The following is a 14,439-nucleotide window of genomic DNA, read 5'->3' on the forward strand; positions in this document are numbered from 1 at the left end:
AAATTCTTCATCAAATCTGAACTAAATAATAATTATTTATCGAATTTAGCGGTGTCCTAAAAGAGGGAAGGCTACAAGTCAAAAAATACGAGTACCCACATAATCCGGTAAGCGTTAAAACGATGTTGGTCCATCCTCCCGTTAATTTTAGTATATCACCGGGTAGCGAATGCTTCTCAATTCGCCGGTAATACATTTATACAGCGAAGAAGTAGTACTGCTTACGGCCACCATCAGCGGACGCAGTTTTTGCATGATCATCACATCACAGGTCGCCAGTTGAAGCAGATCAGCCTTGACTTCCCTGGTCAGTTTTCCTTCTCCCGGGTGTTCTTCCATCCACCGGTATACCGCCAGATCTACATAAGGGCGGTAGGGTTCCATAATATCATCTGCCAGGCAATACGCATTATACTTGTTGCGGTGAAAAATTCCGAGGGTGGGATTCAACCCGGAACTTACCAGGGCCCTCGCCACGATACTCCGCAATACGGCATATCCGAAATTCAGGAAATTGTTGGGCATATCCCCTTCTCTTTCCCGGGTAAAATTTTCAAATAACTGTTTCCAGTAATACTGTGCGGCAATGCCCTCCATATTGGTACTGTCGCCCGACCGTACCTGGCTCATATAATCCACCAGCGGTTCGTGAGGCTTCCGGAGCTTTTTCAACAATAACATCTGCTGGCTTATCTTGGCTTCCACGGTTTGTTTCCACAATTGTTTACGCAAGGGTTCCGAAATATTGATCTGCTGTTTAAGCCTTTCGGAATGTTCCACATGCCCGCTCATGGGCAGCATCATGGCAAACGGCAAATGCTGGGCATCGCAACTGATCACGGCCACATTGTTCCCCTGGAGGGCCACAATAAGCTGGTGGCTGATGGTTACCTGGTAATTATCCAGCATCAGAACAGCCATATCCTCTACCGGAACAGATCCTTTTTCTTCCTTGTTTTCAGGGTCGATAACCTTTAACTGCCGGTCCTTGAATTTCAGATATGCCGGATTACCGATATAAATGGTTCGCTTGATCATAATTAAAGGTTATTAGGTTGGTTAATCATTTTTTACGGTATTTATCTTCCTCCTGCCATTTAATGGGTTATTTTTAATGTATTGCGATATACGGTGATATGCCTGAGGGTTGCGGATAATGTGTTCGTAATAATTGCGTTGCCAGATCTTAAAATCTGATTTTTTTGATTATTTCCGTTGGGGCGGTTGGGGCGAATTTCAATGATGGCATGAAAACTGATCTGGCATTACGGTAAATTCATGTAAGGCCATGTTATCTCTTATATTCGCTGTATTCAGCCATTCCTCATGTACGATCTGCCCTTAGGGGTTTAAGATCATTCTTCTGTTTTCTATCTCTCCGAATATATGTTCCCGGCTCCGAACACATAGGGTTATAAAATACAATCCCGGCTGTGCATAATCATAGCCTTGCAGGCATATACTTCTGCGGTGATGGATATTGGGAGTGTATGGGTCATTGTTTAAAAAATTGTTTTATGCTCTTGATATATTTCCTAATCGATCTACTTTGAGTTTGATGCAATGTTCCTTTATTCGTGTAGTATTCTCTATATTCACTTCTGATTTATTTAAACTCCCAAATTCTCCTATTTTAGTTTTTGCATCATAGTTTTTAATAAGAGAAGCAATATGGGATTGAACAAAGTGGCATTCCGCACCGGTACTACTTACCATCTTATAGATATTCCTAACCTGTTCTTTACTGAAATTATTAAAATCAATTTGACCTATATTTTCCTGTTCTTCTTCCGTTGGTATATACACCAAATCATTTGGAGAAATATAAAACAATAGTCTATTTCCTTTTTCATCAGTTTCGGGTACAGAAGTCAGTCCTTGTTTTTGTCTTTCAATGACAATATTCAACGGAATAGTTTCGTAGCTCCGCTTTTGTTTTTTTTCATCCCAATAGACAGCAAAAAACAAGTTTGTTCCTTTTGCCGCTTCAACATATTTATCTTTTTTATTCCCTTTGTAACCAACTTGAAATTTACTACCTACTTCAAAAACCCGGACTTTTAGTATGGGGTGATGTGGTTTTCCATCATTGTATTGGGTAATTCTTTTATTCATATCTTCAATACCTTCCGGCGAAAATGCCAATTCAGGGTGTTCAATCAATTTCTTCTTTTTGATCAGTTCTTTTCTTTTTAAAATTTTTCCGGAAACATCATTCTCTTCAACTTCAATTTTGGGTTCATCATACTTTTCCAAATGATTTATCAATATTTTTTGAATACCCGTATCCGTTATGCTTTCAATATTTTTTGAATTAAACGACATATCTAAACTCTTACGAGTGGCTGTCAGGATTTTTCCTTTAGGCATTTTTATTCTTGGTAAATCAACTAATCCTGAAACCGTTTCTTTATGCATTGGTTTTCTGATTGCCCAATTCAGACCTTTTTGTTCAATTTTTGTCTTTTTACCGTTTATGATCTTTTCGTAATAATTGGTTGCCTTATTGATAACTCTTAAATTTTGCTTAAAACTCACCACAATTTTTTCCAATTCATTTTTGGCATCGACAGTAAAATTGTTCCACGGCTTTTTAAATTCAGTGAATTTGTCTCTTTCATTTCCATTTTTATCCTGCCATTTTTCTTTGTTACGCAATGTATGTTGCAAATCGTACCGTTCATTTTTTGATTTTGCGTGTTTGTTATTCAGCAAGTTAACGTGGTTACGAGTGGCACAGGCAATAACCAAAGCATCCAAAGCATGGTGACGATGGTCAATTCGCTTCTTTTGAAAGCCTCTCGAAAGCTCTAACGGAACAGTGGGTAAATGTTTCTGATATTTTTCATTCCAGGAGGTAAAATTATTGCTTTTTGTCAGTTCATTCATTCGCTCAAAACGAGGTAAAATCAAATCATTCCAAATATCATTTAATCCCCAATCCTGTTTTAGTCTCCCCGTTATTTTTCCATTGCCCGGGATTATATTTTTGGAATTTATCCCTTCATCACCCTTTTCTGTCCGAACGATATTGGATAACAGATTAGACACATATTTGCTAATATATCGGGTATCGTTGAGTTGGCGTTCAATCATTTTCTCAGGTATTTCGTCCAACAACAATTTGTTTTTCTTGCCTCTGTTTTTGTCGTAATGCTCTTTTACAAAAGTTGTATATGCTTCTTCCGAAAAAATTTCTACCTCCCCCGAACTTGTTGTTACCTTTTGTCCGTAATGATTTTTAATAAACTCCAGTCCAAGTTGTTTATCTTTCAGGCTGTTCACCTCGGCTTCACAAATTACTTTGTTACTAAAACTGTCGTCAAAATAACGACTTTGCGGAATAACATGTTCTATTTCATAAGCAGAAGTAAATAGTTTACTCAACGGGATAGGTTTGCCCGTATATGGTGACCGGTATTTTTGTTCCAACCAAAGTTTATAGCGTTGGATTTCCGACCTTGTCGGTTCTGATTTCTTACTGATTTTTTCGATCTCATCAGGAATGGCAATACCAGAATTAAGCACACCGTCTTCGTATATTTTTAACGCTTCCTGTTGCATCGGGGAATATGGTCTCACATTTTCTACCGAGTTATCATTTATCAATTCAGAAAGTATCGCTTTTATACGTAAATTGGTATTTTCGTTTTCGGAAATAATGCTCGACAAATATTTACGTTCATCTGCCGGATTTTTCATGTCCCGACCTAATTCGATATGAATTTCATCAAAATAATTTTTTGCACCTTTTCCATATTGTTTCCAAATATCTTTTACCACTCGTAGTGTTTCCGTTACAACTTGTTCCACAATAGGGTTGCGCAAAGAATGCTGTTTGAAATCTTTCAGATATTGCTCCAAATCGGTTACAGAATTCCATTGGCCTGCAACATTGGCTTCGGAATGACGATCATAAACGATGTATTGAGCCAACCATAATTGCAATCCCTGAAAATGATTTTCTTCGGTTAAGCGGATGGCTTTTTCACGAACTCTATCCTTTATTTCTTCATCGTATTCTCCGGTGATAATTTTACCGATACGAGCTTTGGTTTTCTCATCAATAGCATCCCAACTCCAATATTTCCCAATGCGTAAAAAGGGCAGCAGCTTTTTAATGGCCTTTTCAGAATACCTGCCATAACCACTATCGAAAGGTTTAAACTTTTTAAAGTTTTCAATAAAAGATTCCTCATTTAATGCATATTTATTAGCAAAAGACCGTAGAGCCTTTTCATATTCAATTTTATCGGTAACGGAATAAATGATATGCCATAAATGTTGCTCTATTTCTCTTGACAGGAAATCTTCAGGAACACCTTCAACTTTCCCTAACCGTCTTCTAATTTCGTATCCGGTCTCATTCATCGGATAATTCTTGGATTCATCTTTATCCGTATCATAGACGTAATTCCAACGATATTTTCCTATTTCTTTGGAAATTTCATTTTTTAAAACTTTACCTTTTGCGTCTGGAAACTTTTCTTTTATTATTGGTACAATAAAATAGCTTAAAATATCTTTATGATTGACCTCTTTTCGACTCATTAAAAATTCAAAAAGATTTTCCAAACTTTCAATTCCATTGATAAATTGAACCGTTATATCAGTATCATCCTCTTTAGTGTAAATTTTTAGGTTATACAACCATTGCCAAACTCGAAATTCCTGATAATAGGGATTGGATTTTGGAATGGCTTTCAGGTATACTATCTGCTCATTTCCATCTTCATCCTTGAATGTTCTAAATTCCAATGGACAATTCCCAATGGACGATTTTTGGCTTTTTAGTGGACGTTGATAAAAGATAATATCGTTTAAAAATAAGTGGACAAAATCGCGTTTGCTTAACTGCAATTGGTGAGCCTCATTATTCCTATACAATTCGCGAACACAGTCATTGTATAAATCATCGGTAAATAATTCGGGTTGCAGTTCAATTTGCCTTTGCAGAATTTGCCTTAGTTCATCTTTGTAAAACTTACGTTCAATGGTTCTTACCAATTTTCCCCTTATTTTCTGATTGGGGTTTTGAAGCAGGTTTTCGTAAATATATGTTCCTACGGTTTGACGGGATTGGTTAATTTCTTGTTCGGTTTTCTTTTTGATTAAAGTCCAGTCATCTTCTTTAGGGGCACGAAAACTTCTCTTTTCTTCTCCATCTTTATTCGTTTTTACAGAACCGTCATCGTTAATATCGGTTGTTACAATAAAATCTTTAACTTTATCTTTCCAATCAGATAAATCTGTTTTGCTTGAGCGTCTGTAAACCCAACCATTTTCAAGGATTAATGAATACCATATTTCTCCTTTTTTGTTAGGCTCCTCATCAGCTTTTACATCAGTAACTTTTAAAGAATAGAACTCCACCAGCTTATTGGGGTTTTCCTCCTCCTCTTCGCCTCTTAACTGATAATAGCCCCGTTTTTGATTGAAATTCAGGATTATCCAAACCAATTCTTCTTTTTCTATTTTTTGAGTTAATGCCTTTTTACGCAAATAATAAATAGTCCAATCATAAGGGATTTTTATCTCTTGCCCGTTTGCCTTGAAGTTGGCAACCATTTCGTTAAAAGACCTTTGGAATAAAAATTCAAATTTATCTTTATCGTTCTGCTTCCATGCCAATTTAGGTTCGGTTTCTTTAAAAAATTGCCCCAAACGTTTTTCAAAATCAATTTGTGAAGCATAATGTTTTGGAAGAAAGCCCAAAATATTAAGAATCCTATGCAGTCGTTCTCTTCGAAGTAAATGTCTTTCTCTCAATCGTCTTACACTGCGATAACCTGTTCTTTCAGCAGTTTGAGAAATAGAATTTCCTTTACCGAAATCTCCCAAAACATCTTGACTCATCGGAATTATCCTGCTTCCCAGTCCGAGTATTTGTCCTTGTTTATTCTCAAAATCCTGTTCAATCAAAGCCCATCCTATGCTATTGGTCCCCAAATCCAATCCTAAAATTCTCTTCATAATTAAAAACGGTAATACGATTAGTATAGTCAATATCCTTTAAAACCCTGCTTTTTTCGCATAAAAAGCCGGTATGAAAAATTAATTTTCTAAAAATAAGCAAAAAAACAACACCCTGTTTACGGAAAACCACATGCGGGATAAATTATTTTTTTATATATTAGCTGCACAAATTTTTTGAAAAGCAATTCACAATAAGGATTATTCCGTTGTGAAAACATTTGGGTTACCTCTTGTCCATAATCAGGAGGTTTTTTTATGCCCAAATGTTTCACGAACACCATTGTATAACAATGGAAAGACTTGTGAGCTAAAAATTTACCCGGGGCATTCGCAAGTTTGCCTCGTTTTTATTTGTAAATGTGTTATAAGCACCTGAAACGGAAAAGTAACAATCAGGCAAATGTGTTCAGGGAAGTTTCATTATTGGTTTAGCAACCCCCTTTTCCTTTTCTGGTCGGCAAAAAGCAGAAGCCACAAGATGCACAGGCAGGTACTGGTAAACATGCCTATGCTGTAAAATGTACCTGTCGGGGTATATAAACCGATGATCAGGCTTCCCAGGGCAATAATCCCGGCAAAGACGGCATACCATTTGGTATTATAGAACCAGGAATAAGGAAAGAGGTGTGCCCCGGTAATAATGGCATAGACCATGATGAAATAGTCCGGGGTTTTTATCAAAACATAAAAAAGGATGGGAAAATAAAAAAGCTGTGCAAAGTTAAGCCACAATCCCAGGCGTTGTAAGGGGTTGTTCCTGATCTTCCAGTTGGTACCCAGTATCCTGGAAAATAAAAAGGCCAGGGGGAGCAATGGCCCGCCTGCAATAAATGCGAAGATGCTTTTGGTCCCGGGATCGTAATCCAGGGTCCATACCAAAGCGATGACCGCCCAGATGATGATACCTGCCAGTATAAAATCTATCCCGTTTTTCGATGCTACGGACAACTGGTTCCGCAATGTGTCCAATTCCTTATCTGTCATATTTCTGGTTTAGCTCGTTTTTTCACACCTCCTGCATTCCCTGAAAATCAAACCGGTGTCATCGGCCCTTAAATGCCCGGTATTCCGGATACTGCCCTTTTCCTACTGTTCTTCCCCTCGGATAGCTGATCTCCATATCTTCCATAAAGAGCTCCCGTACCGGTCTTTGTCCCCGTTGAACACGGTTATTCTATACCGTTAAAAAAAAGGGCTACCTATCCGGTAACCCTTCCATAAATAGTGTACTGCAAAAACCGCTTACCACTGGAACAACGGCCTGGTTTTCATCAGTTTGTTTACTTTTTCGCGTATGTCTTCGATCACTGCTTCATCGGTGTGATGGGTAATGACCTCGTCGATAAGCTCCACTACGGTCTTTACATCGTCTTCCTTAAGCCCGCGGGTCGTAATGGCCGAAGCGCCGATACGGATACCGGAAGTGACAAAAGGGGATTTATCGTCAAACGGCACCATGTTCTTGTTTACCGTAATATCGGCCTTTACGAGGGCTTCCTCGGCTTCCTTCCCTGATATATCCTTGTTTCTCAGGTCGATCAGCATCATGTGGTTATCGGTCCCGCCACTGATCACCTTATATCCCTTTTCCACGAACAGTGCGGCCATGGTCTGTGCATTCTTGCGTACCTGGAGTACATAGTGGAGGAAGTTATCGGTAAGGGCTTCCCCGAAGGCTACGGCCTTGGCGGCGATAATATGCTCCAGCGGACCGCCCTGGTTTCCCGGGAATACGGCGCTGTCTAACAGGGAAGACATCATCCGGGGCTTGCCGTTCTTCAGGGTAATCCCGAACGGGTTTTCAAAATCTTTTCCCATCATGATGATCCCCCCCCTGGGGCCCCTCAGGGTTTTGTGGGTGGTGGTGCTTACGATATGGCAATGCGGCACAGGGTCGCTGAGTATGCCTTTGGCGATAAGCCCGGCAGGGTGCGAGATATCGGCAAAGAGAATGGCGCCTACGCTGTCGGCAATCTCCCGGAAGCGCTTGAAGTCTATATCCCTCGAATATGCGGAAGCCCCGGCAATAATAAGCTTAGGCTGCTCTTTTTTGGCTATTTCCTCAATTTTGTCGTAATTGAGCGTACCGGTTTCTTCATCTACCCCGTAGAAAACAGGATTATAGAGTTTACCGGAAAAATTCACAGGCGAACCGTGGGTAAGGTGCCCGCCGTGAGACAGGTCAAAACCGAGGATCTTGTCTCCCGGGTTCAGGCAGGCGTGATATACCGCCGTATTGGCCTGCGATCCGCTATGCGGCTGTACGTTGACCCACTCGGCACCAAACAGGGCCTTTGCCCTTTCGATCGCTATATTCTCTACTTCATCCACTACTTCGCATCCCCCGTAATAGCGCTTTCCCGGGTACCCTTCGGCGTATTTGTTGGTGAGTACCGAACCGGCCGCTTCCATGACCTGCCCGCTTACGAAATTCTCCGAAGCGATCAGTTCCAGCCCGTGTAACTGGCGTTCCTTTTCGGCTTCAATCAGTTCAAAAATCTGTTCGTCTCGTTGCATTATTTTAAGTTCAAAGTTCAATAATCCTGTTCCTGTTTACGGTACCGCCTGCCTTTTAATCCCGCCTCCGGCCCGGTGTTTACACCATTTGTTCACACGTACCAGGGGCAGTCATTCCCGCTCCATTAACAACTTTCGTTAAGAAAAGCCAAAAATAACAAATACATTCGGTAAATTGAGCGAAAATAATATCTTTGAATACAATTTTATCAAACATAAATCAACAATTTTATTATGCCTATCACTGCCAATGACCCCAACAGAACATCATGGATACAGGTAGCCCCGGACTCCGACTTTCCCATCCAGAACATTCCGTTCGGTGTGTTTCTCACCAGGGACGATGTGATTACCATCGGTACGCGTATCGGGGACACCGCCATAGACCTGGGAGCACTGCACCAGCTGGGATATTTCGACGGCATTCCCCTTACCGATGACATCTTTCTCCAGGACAGTCTCAATGACTTTATTTCCGACGGAAAGAAGACCTGGCGGCTGGTACGCAACCGCATAGCAGAATTGTTTGATACCGAAAACTCCAGGCTGAGAGATAATGAAAAACACAGGCACGTAGTGCTGTTTACCCTCGATGAGATCGAAATGCAGCTCCCGGTACAGATCGGTGACTATACCGATTTTTACAGCAGCAAGGAACACGCCACCAATGTGGGGAAAATGTTCCGCGACCCGGATCATGCACTGCTGCCCAACTGGCTGCATCTCCCGGTAGGCTACCACGGAAGGAGTTCTTCCATAGTTCCCTCGGGCATCCCGGTACGGCGGCCGCTGGGGCAAACACTTCCCCCGGGAGCCGATACCCCCGGGTTCGGTCCGTCCGAAAGGGTGGACTTCGAACTGGAAATGGGCTTTATCACTACCGATGCCAATCCGCTGGGAGAACCCATTCCGGTAAACGAGGCCGAAGACTATATCTTCGGGATGGTGCTGTTTAACGACTGGAGTGCCCGCGACATACAGAAATGGGAATACGTACCCCTGGGGCCTTTCCTGGCCAAGAACTTCGCCTCGTCGATGTCGCCGTGGATCGTGACCATGGATGCCCTGGAACCTTTCCGCGTGGCCAGCCCCGAACAGGACCCGCAACCGCTTCCCTACCTGCGCTGTGAAGGTCATAAAAGCTACGATATTCACCTCGAAGTATCGCTCACTCCCGAAAACGGGCAGGCGCAGACCATTTCCCGGAGCAATTTCAAATACATGTACTGGACCATGGCACAGCAGCTGGCCCACCATACGATAAACGGCTGTAATGTCAATTCGGGCGACCTGATGGGCAGCGGCACCATCTCCGGCCCTACCCCCGACAGCTACGGTTCGCTGCTGGAACTCAGCTGGGGCGGCAAAAACCCGCTGAAACTGAACGACGGAACCGAAAGGACCTTCCTCCGGGACGGCGATACGGTAACCCTGACCGGGTACTGCCGCAATGAGAACGTCCGTATCGGTTTCGGGGAAGTCTCCAACAAACTGCTGCCGGCAATCAGGAAGTAGAGCTCGTTGGTATTTTAAATGTCATTCAGAACGTAGCGCAGCGAAGTGAAGAATCTCAACCCTGGCCTAAAGGAGCTTCAACAACATGACAGGTCAAAATAGATTTAACTGCGTTGAGCCCTTCGGGGTTCTCCTATCGTCGGAATGACAAGTTCCACTGCGCCTGTGACAATACCTGTCATTCTGAACGAAGCACAGAGGAGTTGAAGAACCTCCGGGACGTATCTGTCGTACTGTACCTATTACCCTATTTTACAGTAACATTCACTTCAAGAGGATTTGCTATTATTTCGGCCTGCCGTTGCAGCATGGCGTCCCAGTCTGCCACAGCAGATACCTGCCCGCTTTTCTCCCAGGCAAAACCGGCATAAAAGGTGGCCTTATCCCCGGGTTTTGTCAGGACGATAAGATTGCTCTGGTCCGGTACGTCGCTCTGGCGGGCAAATGCGGAGTCTATTACCTCAGGGTCCATCACGATCCCCTCCCCCACTTTGGCGTCGTCAATGGTTTCCCAGTAACGGAACCAGCCTTCTTCCTCATTGATCCTGTGTTCGCCTTCGTTCTTGTGCAAAGTGATGCCCACGGCATAATTGGGGATATCTCCAGCCGCAGACAGGCTGACGTCGAAGCGGGAAAAATTGGAGCCCAGGTCGAGGCTAACCCTTTTGGTCTCTTCAATATCGTAGTCGCTCCACGCGGCGTATTTCAGTTCGAATACCGTACGCAAAGGGCCGTCGGCTATGGTGTTATGTGAAATATAATTTTCCGACACATAAAGACTGTCATTCTCCCATAACCCGGTTCCCCCGGTTCCCCTGCTGTCGCCTACATGATAAGGGTCGTAGCCCTCACCGTGGTCTATATGGTAATATCCCGGGGCTTTGACATGTTCGGCATACCATCTGTCGATCACCGACCTGTCTGTTCGCTTCAGCCACAGGTCCACGCCGCTGGACAGGGTACTTCCAACCACTCCCTCCAGGGCTTCTTTCTGCCCCGTGGGCCCGTAAACCCTGAAGGCCACCTTGTCATTTTCCCAGGTATAGTCGTCGGTACGCTCGGGGACAAACCGGGAATAGGCGATCACATCGCTTTCGGGTTCCGGGTTTACACTATCGGTCACCACGGTATATCTCGCCGTTCCGTTGGCCGGCACATCGGCCTGGAACAACCATTCGTCCGCAGTGCCGTCCTGGTCGTAATCGATCCACTGCGTGCGGAGATTCGTTTCTTCCCCGTCTTTTCGCAAACGCAGGTTTTTCCTGTCTGTTCCTTCCGGGACATTCAGTTCCGATACCGGGATGGCGACCACCTCCGTTCGTTTAAAACCCAGGTCATTGGACACTTCCACGGAAAGTCCGGGAGCCTCCTTCGGGCCATTACAGGAAAGCAATGCCCCCGAAATGACCATAGGTGCGCCATATCTTTTAAGCACACCGCTTACTCCAGTAGTCTTGATCTTGTTCATCTTCAGTTTGTTTTTCAGGTTATTCTCCGTTTGTATCTGATGGTGATCCGATGGATCTTTTGTCTCTCTTTTAATCCGTATAAAACATCTCACCCCTTCCTTTTGCGAAGCGATGAGGCCCTTTCCACAAAGCTGGCCTCCAGCGTTATGGTACGGTTCTCTACCTCCTCCCTTTTTTCGATCTTTTCGATCAACAGTTCACAGGCTATTTTTCCCATTGCAAAACCGGACTGGTCAATGGTACTCAGGGCCGGTTCTATGACTTCCGAGACCGGCTCATTACTGAAGCCGACCAGGGCTATTTCGTCCGGAATGCCGATATGGTGTTCCTTCAGGTATTTCATCGCTCCTATGGCTGCGGTATCATTGGCCGAAAACACCCCGTCGATAGCCGTCTTCCTTTCGTAAAAGTCTTTCATGACCCCGTATCCGTCCTCTTCCATCAGCCTGCTGACCACCACCAGTTGTTCGTCATACGGCAGCATATGGTGTTCCAGGGCCGCCTTGTACCCGAGGAAGCGGTTCCTGTAAATCTCAAGGTTCTGCGGACCGGAAAGATGGGCTATCCGGGTACATCCGTTCCGCACCAGATGTTCCACCGCATCGCGGGAAGCCCGGAAATCATCTCCCAGTACCTTGCTGCTGGATGGCATGCTCTTGCAATACCGGTCGAAAAAGACCAGGGGGATATGGTGCTTTTCAAAATAATCCAGGTGTTCGCAGTCATTGCTCTCCATCGATATGGAGATCAGGATGCCGTCTACCTGGTTGGCGATCAGGTTGGCGGTAATGCGCTGTTCCCGCTCCAGCTGCTCCAGCGACTGGCATATCAGTACATTATAACCGGCGGAAAAGGCAGCATCCTCAATGCCCGAAATGGATTCCGAAAAGAAGTGGCGGGCAATACGGGGTACCACTACTCCTATGGTATTCCCCCGGCTCTTTCTCAGGTTGGAAGCCAGCATATTGCGCTGATAACCGAGCTCCCCGGCTTTCTTAAGCACCTTGTTCTTGGTCTTCTGGCTTACCCGGCTGCTATCGTTCAGGGCACGGGATACCGTAGAGCTGTCAATGCCCAGCGCTTTCGCTATCTCATAGATGGTAACCCTGTTTTTTTCCATATCCGGCATGGGAATATTTCCCAGAAATTACAATTTATTACTACAGGCATAACCGCCTGTTACCCTTTCCCCGGCATCAATCAAAAAATCCCGGCAGCCACAGGCTGATAAGGGGGATAAACGTCACCAGCAACAGTACCACGGCCATGACCAGGTAAAGCGGCAACAGCGGTTTCATTACTTTTTGTATGGTGGTCCGCGCCACGCCTACCCCTATAAACAGTACCGACCCTACAGGGGGAGTACACAGCCCCACACAGAGGTTCATCACCATAACGACACCGAAGTGAACGGGGTCTACCCCGAGGTCTTTCAGTACCGGAAGGAAAATGGGCGTAAAGATCAGTACGGCCGGGGTCATGTCCATAAAGGTACCCACCACCAGCAGCAAGAGGTTTATGATCAGTAAAATGACATATTTGTTATCGCTGATACTCAGCAGCACCTCACTTACCGACTGCGGGATATCTTCATACGACAGTACCCACGACATACTCATGGAGGTAGCGATAAGCAGGGCCACCACCGCCGTGGTGTTTATGGAACTCAGGAACACTTCATACAACCGTTTCAGGTCCATTTCCCGGTAGATCAGCGACAGGATCAGGGTATAGAATACCGCGATCCCCGATGCTTCCGTAGCCGTGAATATCCCGGAAACAATACCTCCTATGACCACCACGAGCAGGAGCAGGCTGGGAAAAGCATCCAGAAAGGTACCGGCTATCGTACGGATACTGCTCCGTTCTCCTGCGGGGTATTTCTTTTTGCGTATCCAGTAGGTCGCCGCAAGCATCAGGGCAAGCCCCATAAGGATGCCCGGAAGGTATCCTGCCAGGAAGAGCGCGGCTATGGAAACCCCGCCGCTGGCCAGGGAATAGACAATAAAGACATTGGAAGGCGGTATGACCAGTCCCGTAGTGGAAGAGGTGACATTTATGGCGGCCCCGAATTCCCTCGAATATCCTTCCTTTTCCATTCTCGGCGCCATAATGCCCCCTATGGCAGAGGCTGCGGCTACTGCCGATCCGGAGATGGCCCCGAACAGCATGGCAGCTATGACATTGACGTAAATAAGTCCGCCCGGAAGCGCCCCGATCAGGGATTTGGCAAAATTGATCAGCCGGTTGGCTATGCCCCCCTGATTCATGATCTGCCCCGCGAGAATAAAAAACGGGATCGCCAGCAGTGAAAAGCTGTCCAGCCCGGTAGCCATACGCTGTGCCACCGTGGTAAGGGCGGGAAGGGAGTCTATGGTCAGTATCATGGTACATATACACGAGATCCCTATAGACCAGGCTACGGGAACGCCGATGCCGAGAAGTACGGTAAAAGTAATGACCAGGACCAGGATCTCAGATATCATGACAGGTATTTTTTTGCATTGAACAATTCGTTGATCTTATAGGCCATTATCAACAGGCCACTCAGCGGGATTACCGTGTACACCAGGTAAAGCGGTACATGTAGCGCTGCGGAATACTGTTCCAGTTCATAATTGATATACACGAGGTTTGCCCCCCCGACGACAAGGACAAAAAAGGCAAAAAGAGCAATAAGGATATTGATCCCTATCCTGAGCCGGATACGTCCCTGTTCGCTCAGCTTCGGTCCGAGAAGGTCGATGGCGAGGTGCTGCTGCTGTCCTGAAGCATAAGCAGCTCCAAGAATACCGAGCCATATCAGCAGATAGCGGGACAACTCCTCGGTAAAGGAACTCGGAGAGCCCATGATATAGCGGGAAACGACCTGCCATAATACGGAGCACACCATAATGCCCATCAGTATTACGAGAAATCCTCCCAATAGCCTGTTAAGTATTCGTTTCATACGAGTAAATTA

The 14,439-nt window shown here is 44.8% G+C and carries 9 protein-coding genes; 1 reads left to right on the forward strand and 8 read right to left on the reverse strand.

Translation table 11 applies throughout. The features are described from left to right. Positions 1-147: 147 nt before the first annotated feature. From cas1 to glyA, 4 genes are all read right to left on the reverse strand, one after another. On the reverse strand, positions 148-1,038 hold the full coding sequence (cas1, locus tag DN748_RS14485; RefSeq protein WP_112372551.1) for a type II CRISPR-associated endonuclease Cas1: 891 nt from the start codon (positions 1,036-1,038) through the stop codon (positions 148-150). 477 nt (positions 1,039-1,515) lie between these two features. Continuing rightward, entirely contained in the window at positions 1,516-5,973 is a 4,458-nt protein-coding gene (cas9, locus tag DN748_RS14495) for a type II CRISPR RNA-guided endonuclease Cas9 (RefSeq protein ID WP_112372609.1), read from the reverse strand. Positions 5,974-6,396: 423 nt separating this feature from the next. Further along, positions 6,397-6,960 (reverse strand): DUF7010 family protein, encoded by a 564-nt coding sequence (locus DN748_RS14500; protein ID WP_112372552.1) that lies wholly within the window; start codon positions 6,958-6,960, stop codon positions 6,397-6,399. A 258-nt stretch (positions 6,961-7,218) separates the two neighbouring features. Beyond that, positions 7,219-8,493 (reverse strand): serine hydroxymethyltransferase, encoded by a 1,275-nt coding sequence (gene glyA, locus DN748_RS14505; protein WP_112372553.1) that lies wholly within the window; start codon positions 8,491-8,493, stop codon positions 7,219-7,221. Between the two features lie 234 nt (positions 8,494-8,727). On the opposite strand from glyA, the gene fahA reads away from it, so the two are divergent. Then, complete coding sequence (gene fahA / locus DN748_RS14510) at positions 8,728-10,008, forward strand: fumarylacetoacetase (RefSeq protein ID WP_112372554.1); 1,281 nt, start codon at positions 8,728-8,730, stop codon at positions 10,006-10,008. Positions 10,009-10,255: 247 nt separating this feature from the next. Here fahA and DN748_RS14515 read toward each other — a convergent pair whose 3' ends face one another. From DN748_RS14515 to DN748_RS14530, 4 genes are all read right to left on the reverse strand, one after another. Beyond that, a complete protein-coding gene (locus DN748_RS14515) occupies positions 10,256-11,476 on the reverse strand; it encodes a DUF4861 domain-containing protein (RefSeq protein ID WP_112372610.1) in 1,221 nt (406 codons plus the stop codon). Between the two features lie 89 nt (positions 11,477-11,565). After that, positions 11,566-12,597 carry a LacI family DNA-binding transcriptional regulator gene (locus DN748_RS14520; RefSeq protein WP_112372611.1) on the reverse strand — a complete coding sequence of 344 codons (1,032 nt, stop codon included), beginning with the start codon at positions 12,595-12,597 and terminating at the stop codon, positions 11,566-11,568. Between the two features lie 76 nt (positions 12,598-12,673). Continuing rightward, positions 12,674-13,963, reverse strand: a complete 1,290-nt coding sequence (locus DN748_RS14525) for a TRAP transporter large permease (RefSeq protein ID WP_112372555.1) — start codon at positions 13,961-13,963, stop codon at positions 12,674-12,676. Then, positions 13,960-14,427 (reverse strand): TRAP transporter small permease, encoded by a 468-nt coding sequence (locus DN748_RS14530; RefSeq protein WP_112372556.1) that lies wholly within the window; start codon positions 14,425-14,427, stop codon positions 13,960-13,962. Before DN748_RS14530 ends, DN748_RS14525 begins: the two co-directional genes overlap by 4 nt. Between the last annotated feature and the right edge of the window lie 12 nt (positions 14,428-14,439).

Source organism: Sinomicrobium soli, from assembly GCF_003285545.1.
GTDB lineage: Bacteria > Bacteroidota > Bacteroidia > Flavobacteriales > Flavobacteriaceae > Sinomicrobium.

What these genes read in the sequence shown, in the direction of transcription:
- cas1 (WP_112372551.1), bottom strand. Translation starts at nt 1,038, where the DNA reads ATGATCAAGCGAACCATTTATATCGGTAATCCGGCATATCTGAAATTC.
- cas9 (WP_112372609.1), bottom strand. Translation starts at nt 5,973, where the DNA reads ATGAAGAGAATTTTAGGATTGGATTTGGGGACCAATAGCATAGGATGG.
- DN748_RS14500 (WP_112372552.1), bottom strand. Translation starts at nt 6,960, where the DNA reads ATGACAGATAAGGAATTGGACACATTGCGGAACCAGTTGTCCGTAGCA.
- glyA (WP_112372553.1), bottom strand. Translation starts at nt 8,493, where the DNA reads ATGCAACGAGACGAACAGATTTTTGAACTGATTGAAGCCGAAAAGGAA.
- fahA (WP_112372554.1), top strand. Translation starts at nt 8,728, where the DNA reads ATGCCTATCACTGCCAATGACCCCAACAGAACATCATGGATACAGGTA.
- DN748_RS14515 (WP_112372610.1), bottom strand. Translation starts at nt 11,476, where the DNA reads ATGAACAAGATCAAGACTACTGGAGTAAGCGGTGTGCTTAAAAGATAT.
- DN748_RS14520 (WP_112372611.1), bottom strand. Translation starts at nt 12,597, where the DNA reads ATGGAAAAAAACAGGGTTACCATCTATGAGATAGCGAAAGCGCTGGGC.
- DN748_RS14525 (WP_112372555.1), bottom strand. Translation starts at nt 13,963, where the DNA reads ATGATATCTGAGATCCTGGTCCTGGTCATTACTTTTACCGTACTTCTC.
- DN748_RS14530 (WP_112372556.1), bottom strand. Translation starts at nt 14,427, where the DNA reads ATGAAACGAATACTTAACAGGCTATTGGGAGGATTTCTCGTAATACTG.